We start from the raw sequence: 21,059 nt of genomic DNA on the forward strand, positions 1-21,059 counted from the left end.
CAATCGGGAAAGGGACGGGCGAGAGAGCCGGCCGTTCAGGCCGCGACGCGATCCTTCTGGGGTGCGGCCGTCGGAGCGGGCCCGATGGTCGCCACCGGCGAACTGGCGGGCGGCTGGATCACCGGTGCCGTGCCGCGCGAACGGCCCGAACTCAGGTAATCGGCGATCGATTCCTGCGTGACCTCGCCCAGGTAGATGCCGTCTGCGTCGATCACCGGCAGCCAGCTCGTGTTGTGCTGGTACATGCGCGACAGCACGATGCGCAGGTGCTCGTCGAACGCGGCGGTGGTGGTGAACTGGCGCATCACATCGGCGCAGTTGCCGCCCTTGGCCAGCGCGTTGCGCACGTCGCGGCGCGTCACGTAGCCCAGCGCGCGCTGCGCGTCGTCCACCACCGGCAGGTGGCGCACGTCGGCGTCGTCCATCACACCGAAGGCGTCGGCCAGCGTCATGTCGGGGCGGCAGCTCGGCGGCAACGTGGCCGCATCGCCGGCGCGCACCAGCAGCAGGCGCTTGAGCGTGTTGTCGTGGCCCACGAAGGCCTGCACGAAGTCATCGGCCGGGTGCGCCAGCAGCGCATCGGGATGGTCGAACTGCACCAGCCGGCCGGCGCGGAACACGGCCACCTTGTCACCAAGCTTGATGGCCTCGTCGATGTCGTGCGACACCATGATCACGGTCTTGCCAAGCTGGCGCTGCATCTGGAAGAACTCGTTCTGGATGCTCTCGCGGTTGATCGGGTCCACCGCACCGAACGGCTCGTCCATCAGCAGCACGGGCGCGTCGGCCGCCAGCGCGCGGATCACGCCGATACGCTGCTGCTGCCCGCCCGACAGCTCGCGCGGATAACGCTTGAGCATCTTGTCCGGGTCCAGCTGCACCATGCGGATCAGCTCGCGCGCCCGTTCGCGGCACTGCTTCTTGTTCCAGCCCAGCAGGCGCGGCACGACCATGATGTTCTCTTCGATGGTCATGTTCGGGAACAGGCCAATCTGCTGGATCACGTAGCCGATCTTGCGGCGCAGCGTCACGCCGTCGATGCCGGTAGTGTCCTCGCCCTCGATGCGCACGGTACCCGACGTCGGCTGGATCAGCCGGTTGATCATCTTGAGCGTGGTGGTCTTGCCGCACCCGGACGGCCCCAGGAACACGCAGATCTCGCCGCGTGGCACGGTCATGCTGACCTCGTTCACGGCACGCACTTCGGTGCCGTCTTTCTGCGGAAAGGCCTTGGTGAGTTTGTCGAGTTCAATCATTGTCGGATTCCTTTCGGTGTCAGGGCACGCTGCAACGCCTGCAGCGCAACGTCGGCCGCGATGGCGAGCAGGCTCACGAGAACGGCACCCACGGCAAGCTTGCTCATGTTGCTCTGGCTGATCGCCTGCAGGATCAGCACGCCAAGGCCACCGGCGCCGATGATGGCGGCAATGGTGGCCACGCCGATGTTCATTACCACCGCCGTGCGCACGCCACCCAGGATCACGGGCACGGCCAGCGGCAGGTCCACCAGGCGCATGCGTTGCCAGGTGGTCATGCCGATGCCGCGCCCCGCTTCCTGAATGCCGTCGTCGACATTGGCCAGCGCGGTGTATGTATTGCGCATGATCGGCAGCAGCGAGTACAGGAACACCGCCGTCACGGCCGGCACGTAGCCCAGCGCGTGGCCGAAGCGCGCGAAGATCGGGATCATCAGCCCGAACAGCGCGATCGACGGCAGGGTCAGCACCACGGTGGCCATCGCCAGCAGCGGCGTGGCCAGGAAACGGTGGCGCGTGATCAGGATGCCCAGCGGCACGCCGATAACGATGGCCATGCCCACCGCCGACCCCACCAGCGCGAGGTGTTCGCCGGTGAGCCGCAGCAGCGTGGGCCAGCTATGGTGAAGGTAAGTCAGAAGATCCATGCGACGCTCCTCAGATCAGGCCGTGGCTGCGCAGGAATTCGCCTGCCACCTTGTCCACGGGCTGCTGGTCGATGTCGACCTTGTAGTTCATGTCGGTCATCGACGCGTTGTCGAGCTTGGCCGCCAGCGCGTTGAGCAGGCCGGCCAGTTCCGGATGCGCGTCCAGCACCGCCTTGCGGACCACGGGCGCCGCGTTGTACGGCGGGAAGAAATGCAGGTCGTCCTCCAGCAGCACGAGGTCGAAGCCCTTCACCCGGCCATCGGTCGTGTAGACCAGCCCCAGGTCCACCTGGTTGTTCTTGAGCGCGGTGTAGACCAGGCCCGGATCAAGCTGGATCACGTCCTTGCGCGTGAACGGCAGCTTGTACGCGCCCTTCAGCGGTTCCAGGCCGTCCGGACGCGCGGCGAATTCCATGTCCACGGCCAGCGGATGCTTCGTGTCCTCGCCTTCGGCGCGCATCTTGCCGGCGTAGGCCGACAGCGTGCGGATATCGCCGGCGCGCTCCTTCGGCATGGCGAACGCGTAGGTATTGTTGACCTGCGAGGCATCGAGCCAGACCAGGCCCTTGGCGGCGTCCAGCGTTTTCACGCGCTGGTAGCTTGCCGGACCGTCGAGCTTTTCCTCGACCTTGTTGAACACGATCAGCGCGGTGCCGGTGTAGTCCCACACCACGTCGAGCTGGCCCGACTCCATCGCCTGGCGCATCAACGTGCTGCCCAGGCCCGACGTGAGCGTCGTGTCGATGCCCTTGGCCTTCAGGTACTGCGTCGTCATCGACGACAGGATCAGCTGCTCGGTGAAGTTCTTGCCACCCACCCGCACCGGGCCCGCGCCTTCCTGCGCGCGCGCCGGGGCCGTGGTCAGCAGCAGCACGGCCAGCGCGATGCCGATGGCGGTGGCCAGCCAGAACACGCGGCCCTCCACCAGTCGATTCACGGATTTGAATTTCATACGATTCCTCACTGCGCCAGTCCGCGACGACGCAGATAGACGTGGCCGGCGGCGGCGAACAGCGCGTCCAGCACCAGGGCCAGCAGCGCGGTAGCGGCGGCGCCCAGCAACAGCAGCGGCTGGTTGTTCAGGTAGATGCCCGGGAAGATCAGTTCGCCCAGGCTGTTCGCGCCGATCAGGAACGACAGCGGCACGGTGCCCACGTTGATCACCAGGCTGATGCGCACGCCAGCCAGGATCACGGGCAGCGCGTTGGGCAGTTCCACGCGCACCAGGCGCTGGCACGGCGTCATGCCGATACCGCGCGCGGCTTCCTTGAGCGCGGGCGACACGGTGCGCAGCCCTTCGTAGGTGTTGCGCACGATCGGCAGCAGCGACGCCAGCCACAGCGCCAGGATCGCGGGGCGTTCGCCGATGCCCAGGACGGCCAGCGCCAAAGCCAGCACCGCCAGCGACGGCACGGTATTGCCGATGTTGAACACCTGCATGAGCCGGTCGGCCCAGCGGCGCATGCATGGGCGGCTGAGCGCGATGCCGGCCGGCACGCCGGTCAGCAGGGCCAGTGCCATCGAGATCGCCACAAGGCGCAGATGGTCGGCCACGTCGTAGAACAGGCGGTCCTGGTACTGATGGATGACGTCAACACCGATCCACGCGACCAATCCGGCCAGCGCAACGGCAACGACGCCCCCCCAGGCCAACGCCCGGATGGTTCGTTTTGACATATTTCCCCTCTCCAACTCCGGCGCGACGAACCATGCGAAATGCACGAATCACCACATCCCGGATGCGGAAAACAAAAGGGCCAGCGGAAATGTCGATGGGGGTGCCCGCCGGAGCCCTGGTTCAGATTGCCTTGCCGCCATGACCGGCACGATTGCCAGCGGACGGACTTTTGGGTGTGGCACCGGCCTGGAGGCCAGCGAAACACCCGATTGATGGGGTCCAGGCATGAAGCCCAAACCCGCAGGAGCGGCGCAACCCTCAGGGGTTGGCCAGTGGCGGCGACTGATGTCGTGTCAAAACGCGCTTTCGGTATGGCGCCGCCGGTCAATCGGCCGTTGCCAGACAACGGATCGCGGGGGTTCGGGATGCACACCGACCCACCGCAATTATTGGCAACGGATGACAAAGAGACCGCTATTCTACACAACTTCTGCGATCCTGTCAGCTTCACCGTTTCCATCCGCGAAATAACGGGATTTGGCGGGAAATTTCCGAGCATCGGTTCGTTGCATCCGTGAAACCGATAAGCGCATCGTCGTTCTATCGATGAAACAATCTGTTGCCCGCCGACCCTCTACCGCTTTATCACCAAACCCTTAAATTGAGGGGGTAGACACGACGGCCAGACGCCATCGCTTCCAGGCCGTCCCAACAGGAGATTTCACATGACCACCCGCATCGCCACCGTTCCGGCCACCGCCACGGAAACCGTGCAGCACTCGCGCACCGTGGATCGCGTGGTTCGCGGCATTGCCACGTCCGACGGCGCCGGCGTCAAGCTGACCCGCGTGTTGACGCAGAACCTGCAACGCCGGCTCGACCCGTTCCTGATGCTCGACGCCTTCGGCACCGACAACAAGGACGACTACATCGGCGGCTTCCCCGATCACCCGCACCGCGGCTTCGAGACCATCACCTACATGCTGGCCGGTCGCATGCGCCACCGCGACAGCGCCGGCCACGAAGGCCTGCTGGAAAACGGCGGCGCGCAGTGGATGGTGGCCGGTTCCGGCGTTGTGCACTCGGAATTGCCTGAGCAGGAAGACGGCCGGATGGAAGGCTTCCAGCTCTGGCTGAACCTGCCGGCGGCAGACAAGATGACCACGCCCTGGTATCGCGACATGCCGGCGGCGGCCATTCCGACCGTGGAACTGCCGTCGGGCGGCACGGTACGCGTACTGGCCGGTGCCTCGCATGGCGTGGCCGGTGCCGTGACGCGGCCGGTCACCGACCCGCTGTACCTGGATGTGCATCTGCCGGCTGGGCAGTCGTTCGCGCAGGCCCTGCCTGCCGGGCATAACGCGTTTGTCTACGTCTATCGGGGCGCCGTGACGATTGGCGATGCCGTGGTCGAAGCGCAGCGCATGGGCGTGCTGGACAACGCCGGCGGGTCCGACGGCGTGGTGGTGACCGCGGACGAGGACACCCGCTTCCTGCTGATCGCGGGCCAGCCACTGAACGAGCCCATCGCGCAGTACGGGCCGTTCGTGATGAACACGCAGGACCAGATCTACCAGACCTTGGCCGATTTCCGCGACGGCCGGTTTGCGACGATCCCTGCCAGCGCCGCCTGACACACGCCCTGATCGGGGTCAACCCTGACCGCCGCCCTGCCCTAGCCGGCAGCGCGGCGGTTTTTCTTTGCGGGTGTGGCCGGCACGCGACTTGCAACCTCCCGGTATCCGTTGTGGGGCACGGCTAGAGGGCCAAAGTGGTCCGCCCGACCCCCACGCACTTATATAATCCACACCAAATTCCGGGCATCACGCAATCATGATGATGACGACCTGCCGCGCGGCGATGCTGCGCCACGCACAACCGTCGTCACGTGCCTGAACAGAACGTTGCTGCCACAACAATTCGAGCCGCCTCAGTGACATCACAACTCCCCCCCAGGCTGGCGCTTGCGCATATCACCAAGCGCTATCCCGGCGTGACCGCCAATGACGACGTCAGCCTGACCGTCGCCCCGGGCGAGATCCACGCCGTTCTTGGCGAAAACGGCGCCGGCAAGTCCACCCTGATGAAGATCATTTTCGGCGCGGTACGTCCCGACGCCGGCGAGATGCACTTCAACGGGGCGCCCGTATCGATCGCCAGCCCCCACGATGCCCGCAACCTGGGCATCGCCATGGTGTTCCAGCATTTCTCGCTGTTCGACACGCTGACCGTGGCCGAAAACATCGCGCTGGGCCTGTCGCCCGCCGATGCCGGCAACATGAAGCAGCTATCGGAACGCATCCGCGCCACGGCCGAGCGCTACGGCCTGCCGCTGGAGCCGGACCGCCACGTGCATACGCTGTCCGTGGGCGAACGCCAGCGCGTGGAGATCGTGCGCGCGCTGCTGGCCAACCCGCAGCTGCTGATCCTGGACGAACCCACCTCGGTGCTGACGCCGCAGGCCGTGGAAACGCTGTTTGTCACGCTGCGCCAACTGGCGGCCGAAGGCACCAGCATCCTCTATATCAGTCACAAACTGGACGAAATCCGAGCCCTCTGCCACCACGCCACCGTGATGCGCATGGGCCGGGTGACTGGCAATTGCGACCCGCGCCAGCAGAGCGCGGCCGAGCTGTCGCGCCTGATGATCGGCGGCGAACCGCCGCGTGAAGCGCGCGTGGCCACCGAACGCGGCGCGGTAAAGCTGTCGGTGCGCAACCTGTCGATGCCGCCCGCGCACCAGTTTGCAACAGCACTGCAACACATTGCGCTGGACGTGCATGCCGGTGAAATCGTCGGCATCGCCGGCGTATCGGGCAATGGCCAGCAGGAACTGCTGGCGGCGCTGTCCGGCGAGGATGCCCGCACGGCCGGCACAGCCGTCGACCTGGACGGCAAACCCGTGGGCCGGCTCGATGCGCGCGGCCGCCGCCGCGCGGGCCTGGCCTTCGTGCCCGAGGAACGCCTTGGCCGGGGCGCGGTGCCGGGCATGAGCCTGGCATCGAACGTCTGGCTGTCGCACCAGACGCCGCCCTATGTGCAGGCCGGCATGGTGTCGCCGAAGGCGGCCGAGGGCCTGGCCGCCGGCATCATCAATCGTTTCCGCGTCAAGGCGAGCGGGCCTGCGGCGCTGGCGCGCAGCCTGTCGGGCGGCAACCTGCAGAAATTCATCGTCGGCCGCGAGATCGAGGCCGGCCCCAAGGTGCTGATCGTGGCGCAACCCACGTGGGGCGTCGATGTCGGCGCCGCCGCGCAGATCCACAACGAGATCCTCGCGCTCAAGGCCGCCGGCTGCGCCGTGCTGGTGGTATCCGAAGAACTCGACGAGCTGTTCGCCATCTGCGACCGCCTGCACGTGATCGCCAAGGGCCATCTGTCCCCGTCGATTCCGGTGGAAGCCGCCACGCGCGAGCAGGTGGGGCTGTGGATGAGCGGCCTCTGGGAAGGCGGGCCGGCCAGCCGGCACGACAACGCCGCCGCGGAGGTGCCGAGCCATGGCTAAAGTGCTATCTCCCGTTGTGCTGGCCCCGCGCGGCGTGCCGTCGCGCCCGATGGCCTATGCCTCGCCCGTGTTCGCGCTGGTGCTGACGCTGCTGTTCGGCGCGCTGCTGTTCCTGGCCCTGGGCAAGGACCCCGTGGCGGGTCTCAAGGTGTTCCTCATCGATCCGCTCAAGGACAAGCGCGCGATTGGCGAGGTGCTGCTCAAGACCGTGCCCCTGGTGCTGTGCGCGCTCGGGCTTTCGGTCTGCTATCGCGCCAACGTCTGGAATATCGGTGCCGATGGCCAGCTGATTGCCGGCGGCATCCTGGCCGGTGCCACGGTGCTCTGGTTCGATACCCCGGGCAGCACGTGGAGCGGCCCGGCCGTGCTGGTCATGGCGTCGATCGCCGGTTGCATCGGCGGCATGCTGTGGGCATCGCTCACGGCGCTGCTCAAGGACCGCTTCAACGCCAACGAGATCCTGGTGTCGCTGATGCTGACCTACATCGCCCAGCAGTTGCTGCTGTGGGTGGTCAATGGCCCGCTGAAGGACCCCAACGGCATGAACTTCCCGCAGTCGAAGGTGTTCTCGTCGATGTTCCTGCTGCCCAACCTGCTGCCCGGATCGCGCCTGCACGTGGGCTTTGCAGTGATGCTGGTGCTAGTGGCCGTCATGACCGTCTTCGTGTTCCGCAGCTTTGCCGGCTACCGCCTGCAAGTGGGCGGCACCGCGCCGCTGGCCGCGCGCTATGCCGGGTTCTCGTCGCGCAGCGCGCTCTGGACGGCGCTGATGATCTCGGGCGCCTTCGCCGGCCTGGCTGGCGCGTTCGAGGTAACGGGCCCGATCGGCCAGCTGCTGCCGTCGATCTCGCCCGGCTATGGCTTTACCGCGATCATCGTGGCGTTCGTGGGCCGGCTGCATCCGGTGGGTGCCGTGTTCGGCGGCATCGTGATGTCGCTGTTCTATATCGGCGGAGAGATGGCGCAATCGCGCCTGGGCCTGCCGTCGGCGCTGGGCTGGGTGTTCCAAGGCATGCTGCTGTTCTTCCTGCTGGCCTGCGACACGCTGATCGACAACCACCTGCGCTGGCGCGCACGTGCCGCCTGATCCGGAGCTGACAACAATATGGAACAACTTGCTCCCCTGATCGCCACCGCGATCAACGCCGGCACCCCGCTGCTGCTGGCCGCGCTGGGCCTGCTCGTCAACGAGCGCGCCGGCGTGCTGAACCTGGGCGCCGAAGGCATGATGCTGGTGGCCGCCGCCTTCGGCTTCATGGTCGGCTACCAGACGCAATCGCCACTGCTCGGCTTTATCGCCGGCGCCGGCGCCGGCATGCTGATGGCCACGCTGTTTTCGTGGCTGGCGCTGGTGCTGGCCACCAACCAGGTGGCCACGGGCCTGGCGCTGTCGATCTTCGGCACGGGCATGTCCGCGTTCATGGCGCAGCGCTTCGTCGGCCATGCGATGCCGGCCAAGGCCAGCGCCGTACCGGGGCTGGCCGACATCCCGTTCATCGGCCCGGCCTTCTTCCAGCATCACTGGATGGTCTATTTCAGCCTGCTGCTGTGCTTTGCCATCATGTGGTTCCTGTTCCGGACGCGCGCCGGCCTGACGCTGCGCGCCGTCGGCGAATCGCCAGAATCGGCGCATGCGCTGGGCTATCCGGTACGCTGGATCCGCTTTGGCGCGCTGCTGTTCGGCGGCGCCTGCTGCGGGCTGGCCGGGGCCTACCTGTCGTTGGTGTACACGCCGATGTGGGTGGAAAACCTGGTGGCCGGCCGTGGCTGGATCGCGCTGGCGCTGACCACCTTCGCCACCTGGCGGCCCGGCCGCGTGCTGGTAGGCGCGTGGCTGTTCGGCGGCGTGACCATCCTGCAGTTCTATCTGCAGGGGATTGGCGTGTCGGTGCCGTCGCAGTTCCTGTCGATGCTGCCGTACGCCGCCACGATCGTCGTGCTGGCCCTGATTTCGCGCAACCCGGCCTGGATCCGCCTGAACATGCCCGCGTCGCTGGGCAAGCCGTTCCGCCCGGGCAACGCCTGAACACCCCTGTACCGCATCACCGAAGTCTTAAAAAAAAGCAATATCCGAAGTACAACCACATCACAGAAGACGTCTTACTAGGAGAGATCGAATGATCGTGACACGCAGGACCACGCTGGCGGCCCTGGCCGCCACCGCCGTGCTGGCCCTGGCCGGCTGCGGCAAGAAGGAAGCCGAAAAGCCCGCCGAGACCGCACCGGCATCGGCCCCGGCTGCCGCCGCCAGCGAACCGCTGAAGGTGGCCTTCGTCTACATCGGGCCGGTGGGCGACGCCGGCTGGACGTACGCGCACGACGCGGGCCGCAAGGCCGTGGAAGCCAAGTTCGGCGACAAGGTCAAGACCACGTACGTGGAGAACGTGCCCGAATCCGCCGCCGATGCCGAGCGCGTGTTCCGCGACTTGGCCAGCCAGGGCAACAAACTGATCTTCGGCACCACGTTCGGCTACATGGAGTCGATGCTGAAGGTGGCCAAGGAATTCCCGGACGTGAAGTTCGAGCACGCCACGGGTTTCAAGACCGCCGACAACCTGGCCCAGTACGACGTGCGCACATATGAAGGCGCGTACCTGGCGGGCGTGGTCGCTGGCAAGATGAGCAAGACCGGCAAGATGGGCGTGGTGGCATCGGTGCCGATTCCCGAGGTGATCCGCAATATCGACTCGTTCACGCTGGGCGCGCGCTCGGTGAACCCGAAGGCCACGGTCAAGGTGGTGTGGGTCAACAAATGGTTCGATCCGGGCAAGGAACGTGAAGCCGCCACGACACTGATCGGCCAGGGCGTGGACATGCTGATGCAGAACACCGACTCCGCCGCCGTGGTGCAGACGGCGCAGGAAAAAGGCGTCTACGCGTTCGGCTGGGACAGCGACATGAGCAAGTTCGGCGAGAAGGCCCACCTGGCGGCATCGGTGATCTCATGGGGCGTCTACTACAACAAGGTGGTGGAAGACGTACTCAACAACCAGTGGAAGAACAGCACCATCTGGTGGGGCCTCAAGGAAGGCATGATCGACCTGAAGGGCTTCAACGCCGTGGTGCCGGAAGACGTCAAGGCGCTGGTGGAAGAGCGCAAGAAGGGCATCGTCGACGGCAGCGCGCCGATCTGGAAGGGTCCGATCAAGGACAACGCCGGCAAGGAACAGGTGGCCGGCGGCGCCGTGGCCGACGACGCCTTCCTGCACAACGTCAAGTTCTACGTCGATGGCGTGGAAGGCAATGTGCCGGGCTGATTGACGGCATCCGACCTTGTGCAGCAGGAACGCCAGCCTCCGGGCTGGCGTTTTTTTTGCCGGCCCGCGCGGCACACCGGCCCGCCACCTGGAACGCGGGAACTTGAATCGGCGCGCACCGGCCCAAGCTACTGGTTTACGCCCTGCTGAACGTGTGACCAAGGAGGCCCATCATGTGGAAGCGACTGTCAGCCCTGTGGACGCTGGTACGGCGCGACGGCCGGCTGTTCTGGTTTGCCCTGCGCCACCCCGACGCGCCGCCCTGGCTCAAGCCGGCCGCGTTCGGCCTGCTGTTCTATGCGATCTCCCCGATCGACCTGATCCCCGACGTGATTGCCGGCCTTGGCATCGTGGACGACGTGGTCATCATCCCGCTGGCCGTTCACCTGATCCTGAAGCGCCTGCCGCCGCACATCCTTCGCCAGGCGGAAATGCGCGCCACGGCCACCACGGTCAGGCCGCGCTGAAGCCGACATCCTCGCCAGGATCGCCCAAAGAAAAACCGCTGCCGAAGCAGCGGTTTTTTCATGCCTTCCACCGTAATGGGATGCCCGTGGTTCAGACCTTCGGCACGAAGCAGTGCCGCGCCAGTTCCACGACCAGCAACTCGGCCGTAGCCAGGTTGGTGGCGCACGGCACGTTATGGACGTCGCACGCGCGCACCAGCGCGTTGATGTCCGGTTCGTGCGGCTGCGGGGTCATCGGGTCGCGCAGGAAGATCACCGCCGTGACCTTGCCCTCGGCCAGTTGCGCGCCGATCTGCAAGTCGCCACCCCACGGGCCGGACAACATGCGGGTCACCTCCAGCCCGACCTCGTCCGCAATCCGGCCGCCGGTCGTGCCCGTGGCGAGCAGGTCGCACCGGACCAGGAAGTCGCGATGGCGGCCGGCAAAGGCCACGATGTCGTCCTTCTTGTGATCGTGCGCGATCAGCGCGATGCGCGGCCGAGGCTCCTGCACGGTTTCCGACGTACCCATCAGAACGTCCCCGGGTACGCGCCGCCGTCCAGCAGCACGTTCTGGCCCGTCATGAAGGCGGCCTGCTTGCTGCACAGGAACGCGCAGGTGGCGCCGAACTCGGCCGGCTCGCCAAAGCGGCGGCTCGGGTTGGCGGCAGCGCGACGCTTGGCCATTTCCTCGATGCTGATACCGGCCTTCTGCGCGCCGCCTTCCATCGTCTTCTTGAGACGGTCCGTGTCGAACGGCCCCGGCAGCAGGTTGTTCACGGTCACGCCATGCTGCGCCACTTCGCGCGCCAGGCCGGCCACGAAACCGGTCAGGCCCGAACGGGCACCATTCGACAGGCCCAGCACGTCGATCGGCGCCTTCACGGCACCGCTGGTGATGTTGATGATGCGGCCCCAGCGGCGCGCGATCATGCCGTCGATGGTCGACTTGATCAGCTCGATCGGCGTCAGCATGTTGGCGTCCAGCGCGGCGATCCACTCGTCGCGGCCCCAGTCGCGGAAGTTGCCCGGCGGCGGGCCGCCGGCGTTGTTCACCAGGATGTCCAGGTCGCCCAGCTTGGCCACGGCGTCCAGGGCCAGCTTGCGGCCTTCCGGCGTGGTGATGTCGGTCGCCACCGCGATCACGCGGCGGCCATGGCGGGCGCGCAGGTCGGCGGCGGCCTTCTCCAGCGCCTCTGCGCCACGGGCCACGATCACCACATCGACGCCTTCCGCCGCGAGCGCTTCGGCACACGCCAGCCCAAGCCCCTTGCTGGCGCCGCACACCAGCGCATGCTTACCGCGCAGTCCAAAATCCATGGCTTCTCTCTCCTTCCTTGGTTGGTTCTCTTTGAATTACGTGTTTCAGGCCTTCCGGCTCGACAACAGGTACATGCCGCCCAGCACCAGTGCGCTACCCGCCAGTTGCACGCCCGTGACCGGCTCGCCCAGCAGCCAGAACGCCAGCGCCAGCGTCGAGACCGGGCCGATCATGCCCGCCTGCGATGCCATCGGCGCCCCGATGCGCGCCACGGCGATCATCGTCAGCGACACCGGCAGCACCGTACAAAATACCGCGTTGATGACCGACAGCCACAGCACCGGCGCCGGCTGCGCCAGTTCGGCCAGCGGTCGGCCCAGCACCACGTACTGGATCACGCAGCACAGCGTGGAGACGCACATCGCATACGCCACCAGCCGCAGCGACCCCACGCGCTTGACCAGCTCGCCGCTCAGAATCAGATACACACCATACGACATCGCGCTGGCCAGCACCAGCGCGCCGCCCATCCAGACCTGGCCCCCGCTCACATCGAGATCGTGCGCGAACACCAGCACGATGCCGGCGTAGGCCAGCAGCAGCGAAATCCACTGCCGCACATGGATGTGCCGGCGAAACACCAGCGCCGTGACCAGCAGCACGAACGACGGCGTCAGGAACAGGATCAGCCGCTCCAGCCCGGCCGTGATGTACTGCAGGCCCAGGAAATCCAGGAAGCTCGACAGGTAATAGCCAATGAAACCGAGGAATACCACCCGGCCGCGATCCGCCCATGACAGTGGCGTCAGCTTGCGCGCCTGCCACCAGCCGATCGCCATGAACAGCGGCACCGCAAACAGCATGCGCAGCGTGATGACCATCACGGCATCGACGTTGTAGCGGTACATGAGCTTGGCCACGATGGCCTTGGCGGAAAACAGCACGGCGCCGACGGCCGCGGTGGCGAGTCCGACGCGCTGTACGACAGGCACTTCGGCGGACGGGGAAAGGGACTTCTGGGAAGCAGGCACGGGGATGCGGGAATCTGGACGCCGGGCCGTACGACAACGCAGGCGGTACGGCGGAACCCGCCGATTGTATGTCAAAAGGCGCCAGTGCTCCGGGCGTGGGCGCGGCGCCCCTGGGGCCTCCGGCGGCAATGCCTGCTTTCCCATACAATGGCTCGCGCCGGACGACGCACCGTCATGGTGCGCGGCCGCCATCGATAACAACATTCCGGAGACTCCCGAGCCATGTCGCTCCATCGCCTTGTCGCGCGCCGCCGCGTTTTTCTGTCCGTCACTGTTCGTACCGCGCTGGCCGCCTCCGCGCTGTCGCTGCTGGCCGGCACCGGCGGCGCCCTGGCCGCCGACGCGTTCCCCAGCAAACCCATCCGGTTCGTCGTGCCCTATGCGGCGGGCGGCACCACCGATCTCGTGGCGCGCACCGTCGGCCAGCGCGTGGCCGAGAAGCTGGGCCAGCCGGTGGTGATCGAGAACCGGCCCGGCGCCGGCGGCAACATCGGCATGGAAGCCGTGGCCAAGGCGCCCGCAGATGGGTACACGATCGGCTTTGGCGCCATCTCGACCAATGCGCTGAACCCGCACATCTACAAGCACGTGCCGTTCGATCCGCGCCGCGATTTCACGGCCATCAGCCTGCTGGGCACCTCGACCATCGTGCTGGAAGTGAACAACGACCTGCCCGTGAAAACGGTGCCGGAACTGATCGCCTATGCCAAGGCGCACCCCGGGCTGACCTATGCCACGGCGGGCACCGGCACGTCGATGCACCTGGCCGGCGCGATGTTCTCGCAGATGACGCAGGCCGGCCTGGTCCATGTGCCTTATAAGGGCAGCAGCCCGGCCATCAACGACATGCTGGGCGGCCATATCCAGGTGATGTTCGACAACCTGCCGGCGTCGCTGCCGCATATCCAGGCCGGCAAGCTGCGCGCGCTGGCCGTGGCGGGCAAGACGCGCTCGCCGTCGCTGCCCAACGTGCCTACGCTGGCCGAAGCCGGCCTGCCCGGCTACGCCGTCGAGCCGTGGTTTGGCGTCTACGGCCCGGCCAACCTGCCCGCGCCGGTGACCCAGGCCCTGAACGCGGCGTTCGTCGAGGCACTGGCCCGCCCCGACGTCCGCGACAAGCTGGCCCAGGCCGGCTTCAATCCGAAGGGATCGAGCGCCGCCGAACTGCAGACGCTGACGCAAAGCGAGTACGACCGGTTCGGAAAGGTCGCAAAATCGGCAGCCATCACGGTGGACTGACCGCCCGCCCGGCTCGCTCGGCCCGACGCGCATCCATTACAATCGCGCTGCATCGGGCCCTCTCGCCTCAGGGAGGGCCCCTACCGTATTTGCCGAGCCCACCATGAAACAGGATCCCCGCTTTCCCAACCTCTTCATCCTCGATCACCCGCTGATCCAGCACAAGCTGTCGCACATGCGCGACAAGGAAACGTCCACGCGCACGTTCCGCGAGCTGCTGCGCGAGATCACGCTGCTGATGGGCTACGAGATCACGCGCAACCTGCCGCTGACCACGCGCCGCATCGACACCCCGCTGGTGGAAGTGGACGCCCCCGTCATCGCCGGCAAGAAGCTGACGATCGTGCCGGTGCTGCGCGCCGGCGTTGGCATGAGCGATGGCCTGGTGGAGCTGATTCCGTCGGCCCGTATCGGCCACATCGGCGTGTACCGCGACGAACAGCACCGCCCGGTGGAATACCTGGTGCGCCTGCCTGACCTGGAAGACCGCTCGTTCATCCTGTGCGATCCGATGGTGGCCACCGGCTACTCGGCCGCCCATGCGGTGGACGTGCTCAAGCGCCGTGGCGTGCCCGACGAAGCCATCACGTTCGTGGCGCTGGTGGCCGCACCGGAAGGTGTCGAAGTGTTCCAGAAGGCGCATCCGGGCGTGAAGCTGTTCGTGGCTTCGCTGGACAGCCACCTGGACGAGAACGCCTACATCATTCCGGGCCTGGGCGACGCGGGCGACCGCCTGTTCGGCACCAAGAACTGACTGCCTGTCGACGCCGCGTGGCGTTGACTGACCCGGCGGCGCTTGATGCGCCTCAATGTTCATGGGGGCGGGCTGATCCAGACTGGTATGCCGTCTACGGCATATTCCAAGCAAGGAGCCACCCCATGGAAGCATTGAAGATCCTGACCTCCACGGCCACCGGCCTGGCCAGCCTGGCCGTCATCGCATTCATCATCGGCATGGCGGCCTTTTACGCCTGCCTGTTCGCCCGCAAGGCGCGCGAGGATGCGGAAGCCGCCAAGCGCGGCTCGGAATAATCCGGTCGCTGCCAATAAAAAACGCCCGCGCAATGCGGGCGTTTTCACGTGGCCGACCTGGGTGACTACGACTACTTGCGCTTGCCGCCGCCCAGCAGGCTGCCCAGCACACCGCGAATCAGCTCGCGCCCAACCTGCGACCCCACCGTCCGCGCCGCCGACTTGGCCACCGATTCCAGGATGGAGTCGCCGCGCCCGGTCTTGCCTGTGCCGCGCGTGAGCGAGCCCCAGACTTCACCGACCCAGCCGCCCTCTTCCTGTGCGGGAGCGCCGGGCTGGGCGCCGGGCTGCGAAGGGACCTTCGCATCGGCCGGTGCGCCGTTGGTGGCCTGCGCCACGCCGCCACGCAGCTTTTCGTAGGCCGATTCGCGGTCGATGGTCTGCTCGTAGGTGCCGGCCACCAGCGAACTGGCGATCAGCGCCTTCCGTTCTTCGTCGGTGATCGGGCCGATCCGGCTGCCCGGCGCCAGCACCCACGCGCGCTCGGTCACGCCCGGCGTGCCCTTGGCGTCGAGGCACGACACCAGCGCCTCGCCCACGCCCAGTTCGCCGATCACCTGTTCAAGATCCAGCTTCGGGTTGGCGCGCATGGTCGTGGCCGCCACCTTCACGGCCTTCTGGTCGCGCGGCGTGAAGGCGCGCAGCGCGTGCTGCACGCGGTTGCCCAGTTGGCCCAGGACGGTGTCCGGGATGTCCACGGGGTTCTGGGTCACGAAGTACACACCCACCCCCTTGGAACGTACCAGACGCACCACCTGCTCGATCTTGTCGAGCAGCGCCTTGGGCGCGTCGTTGAACAGCAGGTGTGCCTCGTCGAAGAAGAACACGAGCTTGGGCTTGTCGAGATCGCCGGCCTCGGGCAGCTTTTCAAACAGCTCCGACAGCAGCCAGAGCAGGAAGGTGGCATAGAGCCGCGGCGCGTTCATCAGCTTGTCGGCCGCCAGGATATTGACCACCCCCTGGCCCTTCTCGGTCTGGATGAAGTCGTCCAGGTTCAGCATGGGCTCGCCGAAGAACTTGTCGGCGCCCTGCGATTCCAGCGCCACCAGGCCGCGCTGGATGGCGCCAATCGATGCCGACGAGATATTGCCGTACTCGGTCGTGAACTGGCTCGCGTTGTCGCCCACGTATTGCAGCATCGCACGCAGGTCCTTGGCGTCGAGCAGCAGCAGGCCGCCGGCATCGGCAATGCGGAACACCAGGTTCAGCACGCCCTGCTGCGTGTCGTTCAGTTCCAGCATGCGCGACAGCAGCAGCGGGCCCATGTGCGACACCGTGGCGCGCACCGGATGGCCCTTTTCGCCGAAGACGTCCCAGAGCGTGGTCGGGCATGCGCCCCACACCGGCTCGGACAGGCCATGTTCCGCCAGGCGGGCCTTGAGCTTGTCGGAGGGCTGACCCGGCTGGGAAATGCCGGTCAGATCACCTTTTACGTCGGCCATGAACACCGGCACGCCCAGCCGCGAAAAGCCCTGGGCCAGGGTCTGCAGCGTGACGGTCTTGCCGGTGCCGGTGGCGCCCGTGATCAGGCCGTGCCGGTTGCCCATCTCGGGCAGCAGCACCAGTTCGTGGTCGGCATTCTTGGCGATGAGGATGGGATCGGCCATGGCGGGGTCTCGTCGGTCGGCGGTCAGGGCAGGAAACAGGTGCGGAACAGGTCCGGAACAGGTCCGGGCGGGGCAAACAACCCATACATGGCAATGCGGGGCGGCAGGGGCGCGTGATAAAATCCTGCGCTGATTATAGCCAGCAGATTGGCACATCAATCACATGGCGTGGCCGCCGGATCGGCAGGATTCGTCCCAGAGACCCATCCGGAACCGGCCCCGCCGGCGCAATGCCGCCGGGTTCCCACACCACACGACACGTTTTCCGCTTCGGAGAGAAACATGGCCGGTCATTCCAAATGGGCCAACATCAAACACAAGAAAGCTGCCGCCGACGCCAAGCGCGGCAAGATCTGGACTCGCCTGATCAAGGAAATCACCGTCGCCGCCAAGCTCGGCGGCGGTGACATCGACTCGAACCCGCGCCTGCGCCTGGCCATGGAAAAGGCCATGGACGCCAACATGCCCAAGGACAACATCCAGCGGGCAATCCAGCGTGGCGTGGGTGGCCTGGAAGGCGCCAACTACGAAGAAATCCGCTACGAGGGCTACGGCCTGGCCGGCGCCGCGATCATCGTCGACTGCCTGACCGACAACCGCACCCGTACCGTGGCCGAAGTGCGCCACGCGTTCTCGAAGCACGGCGGCAACATGGGCACCGAGGGTTCGGTGTCGTTCATGTTCACGCACTGCGGCCAGTTCCTGTTCGCGCCGGAAACGCCCGAGGACAAGCTGATGGACGCCGCGCTGGAAGCCGGCGCCGACGACGTGGTGACCAACGACGACGGCTCGATCGAAGTCACGTGCCCGCCCAACGATTTCGGCGCGGTCAAGTCCACGCTGGAAGCGGCCGGCTTCAAGGCCGAACTGGCCGACGTGGTGATGAAGCCGCAAAACGAGGTCAGCTTTACCGGCGACGACGCCCTCAAGATGCAGAAGCTGCTGGACGCGCTGGAAAACCTGGACGACGTACAGGAAGTCTTCACCAACGCGGCGATCGAGGAATAAGTCCTCCCGCCGCGCCCCACGGCGGCAGCCCGGATCTCAGTCCAGCTGCCGCTTTTCGCATGCGTTTCTTTTCTGGCAGTGGATCATGAAAGTTTTGGTTGTCGGTTCCGGTGGGCGTGAGCACGCACTGGCCTGGAAATTGGCCCAGTCGCCCAAGGTGCAGGTCGTCTACGTGGCGCCGGGCAACGGCGGCACGGCGCTCGACAAGCGCCTGCAGAACGTGCCGCTGACCGATCCCGAAGTGCTGGCCGCCTTTGTGGAACGCGAAGGCGTGGCCTTCACCGTGGTGGGCCCCGAGGCCCCGCTGGCCGCCGGCATCGTCGACGTGTTCCGCGCCCGTGGCCTGCGTATCTTCGGCCCGACCAAGGCTGCCGCGCAGCTGGAATCGTCGAAGGACTTCGCCAAGGCGTTCATGCATCGCCACGGCATCCCGACCGCCTTCTACAAGACGTTCTCGGACGCCGCCGGCGCCCATGCCTATATCGACGCGCAGGGCGCGCCGATCGTGATCAAGGCCGACGGCCTGGCCGCGGGCAAGGGCGTGGTGGTGGCGATGACGCTGGAAGAAGCGCACGGCGCCGTGGACATGATGCTGGCCGACAACAAGCTTGGCGATGCCGGCGCCCGCGTGGTGATCGAGGAATTCCTGGAAGGCGAGGAAGCCAGCTTCATCGTCATGGTGGACGGCAAGAACGTGCTGGCCCTGGCCACGAGCCAGGACCACAAGCGCCTGCTGGACGCCGACGCCGGCCCCAACACGGGCGGCATGGGCGCCTATTCGCCGGCGCCGGTGGTGACGCCGGCCCTGCACGCCCGCGCGCTGCGTGAAATCATCCTGCCGACCGTACGTGGCATGGAAAAGGACGGCATCCCGTTCACGGGCTTCCTCTACGCCGGCCTGATGATCGACAAGGATGGCAACCCGAAGACGCTGGAATTCAACTGCCGCATGGGCGATCCGGAAACCCAGCCGATCATGGCGCGCCTGAAGACCGACCTGGTCGACGTGATGGAAGCCGCCGTGGATGGCAAGCTGGACCAGGTCGAACTGGACTGGGACCGCCGCACCGCGCTGGGCGTGGTCATGGCCGCCTACGACTACCCGGAAAACCCGCGCCGCGGTGACGCCATCACCGGCATCCCCGCCGAAACCGACGACGCCGTGACGTTCCACGCCGGCACCACGCTGCAGGACGGTACGCTGCGTACCGCCGGCGGCCGCGTGCTGTGCGTGGTGGGCCTGGCCGACACGGTCAAGGCCGCGCAGAAGAACGCCTACGCCGCCGTGGAACAGATCCGCTTCGACGGCATGCAGTTCCGGACCGATATCGGCTACCGCGCCATCAAGCGCTGACCGGACCCGCCGCCTTGTCCTGCCGGTTTTCCGCGGATTCGCCCCGCGCCCCGTGGGGCGAATCCAGCCGGTACAATCGTGACACCGCGATGACGGCCGGCCCCGCCCGGCCGTCATCGCCACCGGCTACCCTCACCCGCCCATCATGATCGATTCCCAGGCAGTCCGTGACTATCTACTCGGCCTGCAAGACCGCATCACCGACGCCGTTGCCGGCATCGACGGCCAGGCGTTCCTGACCGACAGCTGGGAGAAACCGCCCACCGAACGCCTGCGCGGCAGCGGCCGCACGCGTATTCTGGAGGGCGGTGCGGTAATGGAGCGGGCCGGCGTGGGCTTTTCGCACGTGCGCGGCGACACGCTGCCGCCGTCGGCCAGCGCCAACCGGCCCGAACTGGCCGGGCGCAGCTTCGAGGCCATGGGCGTGTCGCTGGTGTTCCATCCGCGCAACCCGCATGTGCCCACCGTGCATATGAACGTGCGCTGCTTCATCGCCGTGAAGCCCGACGCCGAGCCGGTCTGGTGGTTCGGCGGCGGCATGGACCTGACGCCGTACTACGGCAATGCCGACGACTGCACGCACTTTCATCGTACCTGCCAGGCATCGCTGCAGCCGTTCGGCGCCGACCTGTACCCGCGCTTCAAGCAGTGGTGCGACGAGTATTTCTTCCTGAAGCATCGGGGCGAGGCACGCGGCATCGGCGGCATCTTTTTCGACGATTTCTCGGCCCCGGGCTTCGACCAGAGCTTTGCGATGATGCGCTCGGTGGGCGATGCCTTCCTGGACGCCTACCTGCCGATCCTGAACGCGCGCAAGGACACGCCCTATGGCGAACGCGAGCGCGACTTCCAGGCCTATCGCCGCGGACGCTACGTGGAATTCAACCTGGTGTTCGACCGCGGCACGCTGTTCGGCCTGCAATCGGGCGGCCGCGCCGAGTCGATCCTGATGTCGATGCCCCCGCAAGTGACCTGGCGCTACGACTGGCAGCCCGAACCTGGCACGCCGGAAGCGGCGCTCTACACCGATTTCCTGCCGGCGCGCGCGTGGGCCTGAACCTGATGACCGAAGCCTCGCAAGCCCCCGCCCATCCCGGCACCGCGCAGCGCCCCTACCGCCTGGGTATCCTCGGCGGCACATTCGACCCGCCGCACCGTGGCCACGTCGCGCTGGCGCAACTCTGCATCGACCACCTTGACCTGGACGAACTGGTCTGGATTCCGACCGGCCATTCGTGGCAGAAGGGTGCCCATGTGACCCCGGCGGCCGACCGCTTCGCGATGACCGAACTGGCCGCCGCGTCGCTGGTGCCGGGCCGCGCCAAGGTACGCGTAAGCCGCATGGAAGTGGACCGCGACGGCCCCAGCTATACCATCGACAGCGTGCGCCACCTGCGCGACGCCTACGGCCCGCATACGTCGATGGCATGGCTGATGGGCGCCGACCAGTTGCTGCGGCTGCACACCTGGCATGGCTGGGAAGCGCTGTTCGAGCAGGTTCACCTGTGCATCGCCACGCGTCCGGGCTTTCACCTGGAAGAACTGGGCGGGCCGGTGCTTGCCGCGCTGCAGGAACGCCAGGCGGACACGCACCTGATACAATGCACGCCCTCCGGACATATGTGGATCGACCAGACGCTGGCCGTCGACCTGTCGTCCACCGGCCTGCGCGAGCACCTGGCCGAAGGCCTGTTGCCGGACCAGACGGATGACCGACTGCCAGCCGGCGTGGCACACTACATCGCGCGTCACGGGTTGTACCGACACCCCTCGCCCGACGCGCCCCTACCCGAATGAAGCT

The 21,059-nt window shown here is 66.6% G+C and carries 22 protein-coding genes; 14 read left to right on the plus strand and 8 right to left on the minus strand.

Annotated elements, in window-relative coordinates; all coding sequences use genetic code 11:
- Positions 1 to 35 precede the first annotated feature (35 nt).
- From CYJ10_RS20885 to CYJ10_RS20900, 4 genes are read right to left on the minus strand one after another with little or no spacing between them, the layout of a single operon-like run.
- Positions 36 to 1,256, minus strand: coding sequence for an osmoprotectant ABC transporter ATP-binding protein OsmV (locus CYJ10_RS20885; RefSeq protein ID WP_257993435.1), 1,221 nt, complete (start codon positions 1,254 to 1,256; stop codon positions 36 to 38).
- Complete coding sequence (locus CYJ10_RS20890) at positions 1,253 to 1,903, minus strand: ABC transporter permease (protein ID WP_101683362.1); 651 nt, start codon at positions 1,901 to 1,903, stop codon at positions 1,253 to 1,255. Before CYJ10_RS20890 ends, CYJ10_RS20885 begins: the two co-directional genes overlap by 4 nt.
- 10 nt (positions 1,904 to 1,913) lie before the next feature.
- Complete coding sequence (locus CYJ10_RS20895) at positions 1,914 to 2,855, minus strand: glycine betaine ABC transporter substrate-binding protein (protein ID WP_101683363.1); 942 nt, start codon at positions 2,853 to 2,855, stop codon at positions 1,914 to 1,916.
- Between the two features lie 8 nt (positions 2,856 to 2,863).
- Positions 2,864 to 3,580, minus strand: a complete 717-nt coding sequence (locus tag CYJ10_RS20900; protein ID WP_101683364.1) for an ABC transporter permease — start codon at positions 3,578 to 3,580, stop codon at positions 2,864 to 2,866.
- A 291-nt stretch (positions 3,581 to 3,871) separates the two neighbouring features.
- On the opposite strand from CYJ10_RS20900, the gene CYJ10_RS33840 reads away from it, so the two are divergent.
- From CYJ10_RS33840 to CYJ10_RS20930, 7 genes are all read left to right on the plus strand, one after another.
- Entirely contained in the window at positions 3,872 to 4,099 is a 228-nt protein-coding gene (locus tag CYJ10_RS33840) for a hypothetical protein (protein WP_146002084.1), read from the plus strand.
- Between the two features lie 147 nt (positions 4,100 to 4,246).
- Complete coding sequence (locus CYJ10_RS20905) at positions 4,247 to 5,155, plus strand: pirin family protein (protein WP_101683365.1); 909 nt, start codon at positions 4,247 to 4,249, stop codon at positions 5,153 to 5,155.
- A gap of 299 nt (positions 5,156 to 5,454) precedes the next feature.
- Positions 5,455 to 7,023, plus strand: coding sequence for an ABC transporter ATP-binding protein (locus CYJ10_RS20910; RefSeq protein ID WP_101683366.1), 1,569 nt, complete (start codon positions 5,455 to 5,457; stop codon positions 7,021 to 7,023).
- Positions 7,016 to 8,110, plus strand: a complete 1,095-nt coding sequence (locus CYJ10_RS20915) for an ABC transporter permease (RefSeq protein WP_101683367.1) — start codon at positions 7,016 to 7,018, stop codon at positions 8,108 to 8,110. The genes CYJ10_RS20910 and CYJ10_RS20915 overlap by 8 nt, the downstream gene beginning before the upstream one ends.
- Before the next feature lie 18 nt (positions 8,111 to 8,128).
- Entirely contained in the window at positions 8,129 to 9,049 is a 921-nt protein-coding gene (locus CYJ10_RS20920; RefSeq protein ID WP_101683368.1) for an ABC transporter permease, read from the plus strand.
- A gap of 91 nt (positions 9,050 to 9,140) precedes the next feature.
- On the plus strand, positions 9,141 to 10,280 hold the full coding sequence (locus CYJ10_RS20925) for a BMP family ABC transporter substrate-binding protein (RefSeq protein ID WP_101683369.1): 1,140 nt from the start codon (positions 9,141 to 9,143) through the stop codon (positions 10,278 to 10,280).
- A 173-nt stretch (positions 10,281 to 10,453) separates the two neighbouring features.
- The gene (locus CYJ10_RS20930) at positions 10,454 to 10,747 is read left to right on the plus strand and encodes a YkvA family protein (protein WP_101683370.1); all 294 of its coding nucleotides are present in this window, start codon (positions 10,454 to 10,456) and stop codon (positions 10,745 to 10,747) included.
- Between the two features lie 91 nt (positions 10,748 to 10,838).
- Here CYJ10_RS20930 and CYJ10_RS20935 read toward each other — a convergent pair whose 3' ends face one another.
- From CYJ10_RS20935 to CYJ10_RS20945, 3 genes are read right to left on the minus strand one after another with little or no spacing between them, the layout of a single operon-like run.
- Positions 10,839 to 11,258, minus strand: coding sequence for a methylglyoxal synthase (locus CYJ10_RS20935; protein WP_101683371.1), 420 nt, complete (start codon positions 11,256 to 11,258; stop codon positions 10,839 to 10,841).
- Positions 11,258 to 12,046: an SDR family oxidoreductase gene (locus CYJ10_RS20940; RefSeq protein WP_101683372.1), complete on the minus strand. Its 789-nt coding sequence runs from the start codon at positions 12,044 to 12,046 to the stop codon at positions 11,258 to 11,260. Before CYJ10_RS20940 ends, CYJ10_RS20935 begins: the two co-directional genes overlap by 1 nt.
- A gap of 45 nt (positions 12,047 to 12,091) precedes the next feature.
- The gene (locus CYJ10_RS20945) at positions 12,092 to 12,979 is read right to left on the minus strand and encodes a DMT family transporter (protein WP_101683373.1); all 888 of its coding nucleotides are present in this window, start codon (positions 12,977 to 12,979) and stop codon (positions 12,092 to 12,094) included.
- Positions 12,980 to 13,240: 261 nt separating this feature from the next.
- Here CYJ10_RS20945 and CYJ10_RS20950 point away from each other — a divergent pair, with 261 nt between their 5' ends.
- The 3 genes from CYJ10_RS20950 to CYJ10_RS20960 all read left to right on the plus strand — a co-directional run bounded on the left by CYJ10_RS20950 (position 13,241) and on the right by CYJ10_RS20960 (position 15,289).
- A complete protein-coding gene (locus CYJ10_RS20950; protein WP_101683374.1) occupies positions 13,241 to 14,257 on the plus strand; it encodes a Bug family tripartite tricarboxylate transporter substrate binding protein in 1,017 nt (338 codons plus the stop codon).
- A gap of 103 nt (positions 14,258 to 14,360) precedes the next feature.
- Entirely contained in the window at positions 14,361 to 15,011 is a 651-nt protein-coding gene (upp, locus tag CYJ10_RS20955) for a uracil phosphoribosyltransferase (protein ID WP_101683375.1), read from the plus strand.
- A gap of 125 nt (positions 15,012 to 15,136) precedes the next feature.
- A complete protein-coding gene (locus tag CYJ10_RS20960) occupies positions 15,137 to 15,289 on the plus strand; it encodes a DUF3149 domain-containing protein (protein WP_101683376.1) in 153 nt (50 codons plus the stop codon).
- A 71-nt stretch (positions 15,290 to 15,360) separates the two neighbouring features.
- Here CYJ10_RS20960 and CYJ10_RS20965 read toward each other — a convergent pair whose 3' ends face one another.
- Entirely contained in the window at positions 15,361 to 16,896 is a 1,536-nt protein-coding gene (locus tag CYJ10_RS20965; protein WP_101683377.1) for a helicase HerA-like C-terminal domain-containing protein, read from the minus strand.
- A gap of 282 nt (positions 16,897 to 17,178) precedes the next feature.
- Here CYJ10_RS20965 and CYJ10_RS20970 point away from each other — a divergent pair, with 282 nt between their 5' ends.
- The 4 genes from CYJ10_RS20970 (at position 17,179) to CYJ10_RS20985 (ending at position 21,055) form a co-directional block, all read left to right on the plus strand.
- On the plus strand, positions 17,179 to 17,904 hold the full coding sequence (locus tag CYJ10_RS20970; RefSeq protein ID WP_101683378.1) for a YebC/PmpR family DNA-binding transcriptional regulator: 726 nt from the start codon (positions 17,179 to 17,181) through the stop codon (positions 17,902 to 17,904).
- Between the two features lie 85 nt (positions 17,905 to 17,989).
- Positions 17,990 to 19,258 (plus strand): phosphoribosylamine--glycine ligase, encoded by a 1,269-nt coding sequence (purD, locus tag CYJ10_RS20975; RefSeq protein ID WP_101683379.1) that lies wholly within the window; start codon positions 17,990 to 17,992, stop codon positions 19,256 to 19,258.
- Positions 19,259 to 19,403: 145 nt separating this feature from the next.
- Complete coding sequence (gene hemF / locus CYJ10_RS20980; RefSeq protein ID WP_101683380.1) at positions 19,404 to 20,315, plus strand: oxygen-dependent coproporphyrinogen oxidase; 912 nt, start codon at positions 19,404 to 19,406, stop codon at positions 20,313 to 20,315.
- A 5-nt stretch (positions 20,316 to 20,320) separates the two neighbouring features.
- Positions 20,321 to 21,055 (plus strand): nicotinate-nucleotide adenylyltransferase, encoded by a 735-nt coding sequence (locus CYJ10_RS20985; RefSeq protein WP_101683423.1) that lies wholly within the window; start codon positions 20,321 to 20,323, stop codon positions 21,053 to 21,055.
- Positions 21,056 to 21,059 lie beyond the last annotated feature (4 nt).

Origin of the sequence: Cupriavidus pauculus (assembly GCF_002858765.1) — a bacterium.
GTDB classification, from domain to species: Bacteria; Pseudomonadota; Gammaproteobacteria; order Burkholderiales; family Burkholderiaceae; genus Cupriavidus; species Cupriavidus pauculus_B.

What these genes read in the sequence shown, in the direction of transcription:
- CYJ10_RS20885 (WP_257993435.1), bottom strand. Translation starts at nt 1,256, where the DNA reads ATGATTGAACTCGACAAACTCACCAAGGCCTTTCCGCAGAAAGACGGC.
- CYJ10_RS20890 (WP_101683362.1), bottom strand. Translation starts at nt 1,903, where the DNA reads ATGGATCTTCTGACTTACCTTCACCATAGCTGGCCCACGCTGCTGCGG.
- CYJ10_RS20895 (WP_101683363.1), bottom strand. Translation starts at nt 2,855, where the DNA reads ATGAAATTCAAATCCGTGAATCGACTGGTGGAGGGCCGCGTGTTCTGG.
- CYJ10_RS20900 (WP_101683364.1), bottom strand. Translation starts at nt 3,580, where the DNA reads ATGTCAAAACGAACCATCCGGGCGTTGGCCTGGGGGGGCGTCGTTGCC.
- CYJ10_RS20905 (WP_101683365.1), top strand. Translation starts at nt 4,247, where the DNA reads ATGACCACCCGCATCGCCACCGTTCCGGCCACCGCCACGGAAACCGTG.
- CYJ10_RS20915 (WP_101683367.1), top strand. Translation starts at nt 7,016, where the DNA reads ATGGCTAAAGTGCTATCTCCCGTTGTGCTGGCCCCGCGCGGCGTGCCG.
- CYJ10_RS20920 (WP_101683368.1), top strand. Translation starts at nt 8,129, where the DNA reads ATGGAACAACTTGCTCCCCTGATCGCCACCGCGATCAACGCCGGCACC.
- CYJ10_RS20925 (WP_101683369.1), top strand. Translation starts at nt 9,141, where the DNA reads ATGATCGTGACACGCAGGACCACGCTGGCGGCCCTGGCCGCCACCGCC.
- CYJ10_RS20930 (WP_101683370.1), top strand. Translation starts at nt 10,454, where the DNA reads ATGTGGAAGCGACTGTCAGCCCTGTGGACGCTGGTACGGCGCGACGGC.
- CYJ10_RS20935 (WP_101683371.1), bottom strand. Translation starts at nt 11,258, where the DNA reads ATGGGTACGTCGGAAACCGTGCAGGAGCCTCGGCCGCGCATCGCGCTG.
- CYJ10_RS20940 (WP_101683372.1), bottom strand. Translation starts at nt 12,046, where the DNA reads ATGGATTTTGGACTGCGCGGTAAGCATGCGCTGGTGTGCGGCGCCAGC.
- CYJ10_RS20950 (WP_101683374.1), top strand. Translation starts at nt 13,241, where the DNA reads ATGTCGCTCCATCGCCTTGTCGCGCGCCGCCGCGTTTTTCTGTCCGTC.
- upp (WP_101683375.1), top strand. Translation starts at nt 14,361, where the DNA reads ATGAAACAGGATCCCCGCTTTCCCAACCTCTTCATCCTCGATCACCCG.
- CYJ10_RS20960 (WP_101683376.1), top strand. Translation starts at nt 15,137, where the DNA reads ATGGAAGCATTGAAGATCCTGACCTCCACGGCCACCGGCCTGGCCAGC.
- CYJ10_RS20965 (WP_101683377.1), bottom strand. Translation starts at nt 16,896, where the DNA reads ATGGCCGATCCCATCCTCATCGCCAAGAATGCCGACCACGAACTGGTG.
- CYJ10_RS20970 (WP_101683378.1), top strand. Translation starts at nt 17,179, where the DNA reads ATGGCCGGTCATTCCAAATGGGCCAACATCAAACACAAGAAAGCTGCC.
- purD (WP_101683379.1), top strand. Translation starts at nt 17,990, where the DNA reads ATGAAAGTTTTGGTTGTCGGTTCCGGTGGGCGTGAGCACGCACTGGCC.
- hemF (WP_101683380.1), top strand. Translation starts at nt 19,404, where the DNA reads ATGATCGATTCCCAGGCAGTCCGTGACTATCTACTCGGCCTGCAAGAC.
- CYJ10_RS20985 (WP_101683423.1), top strand. Translation starts at nt 20,321, where the DNA reads ATGACCGAAGCCTCGCAAGCCCCCGCCCATCCCGGCACCGCGCAGCGC.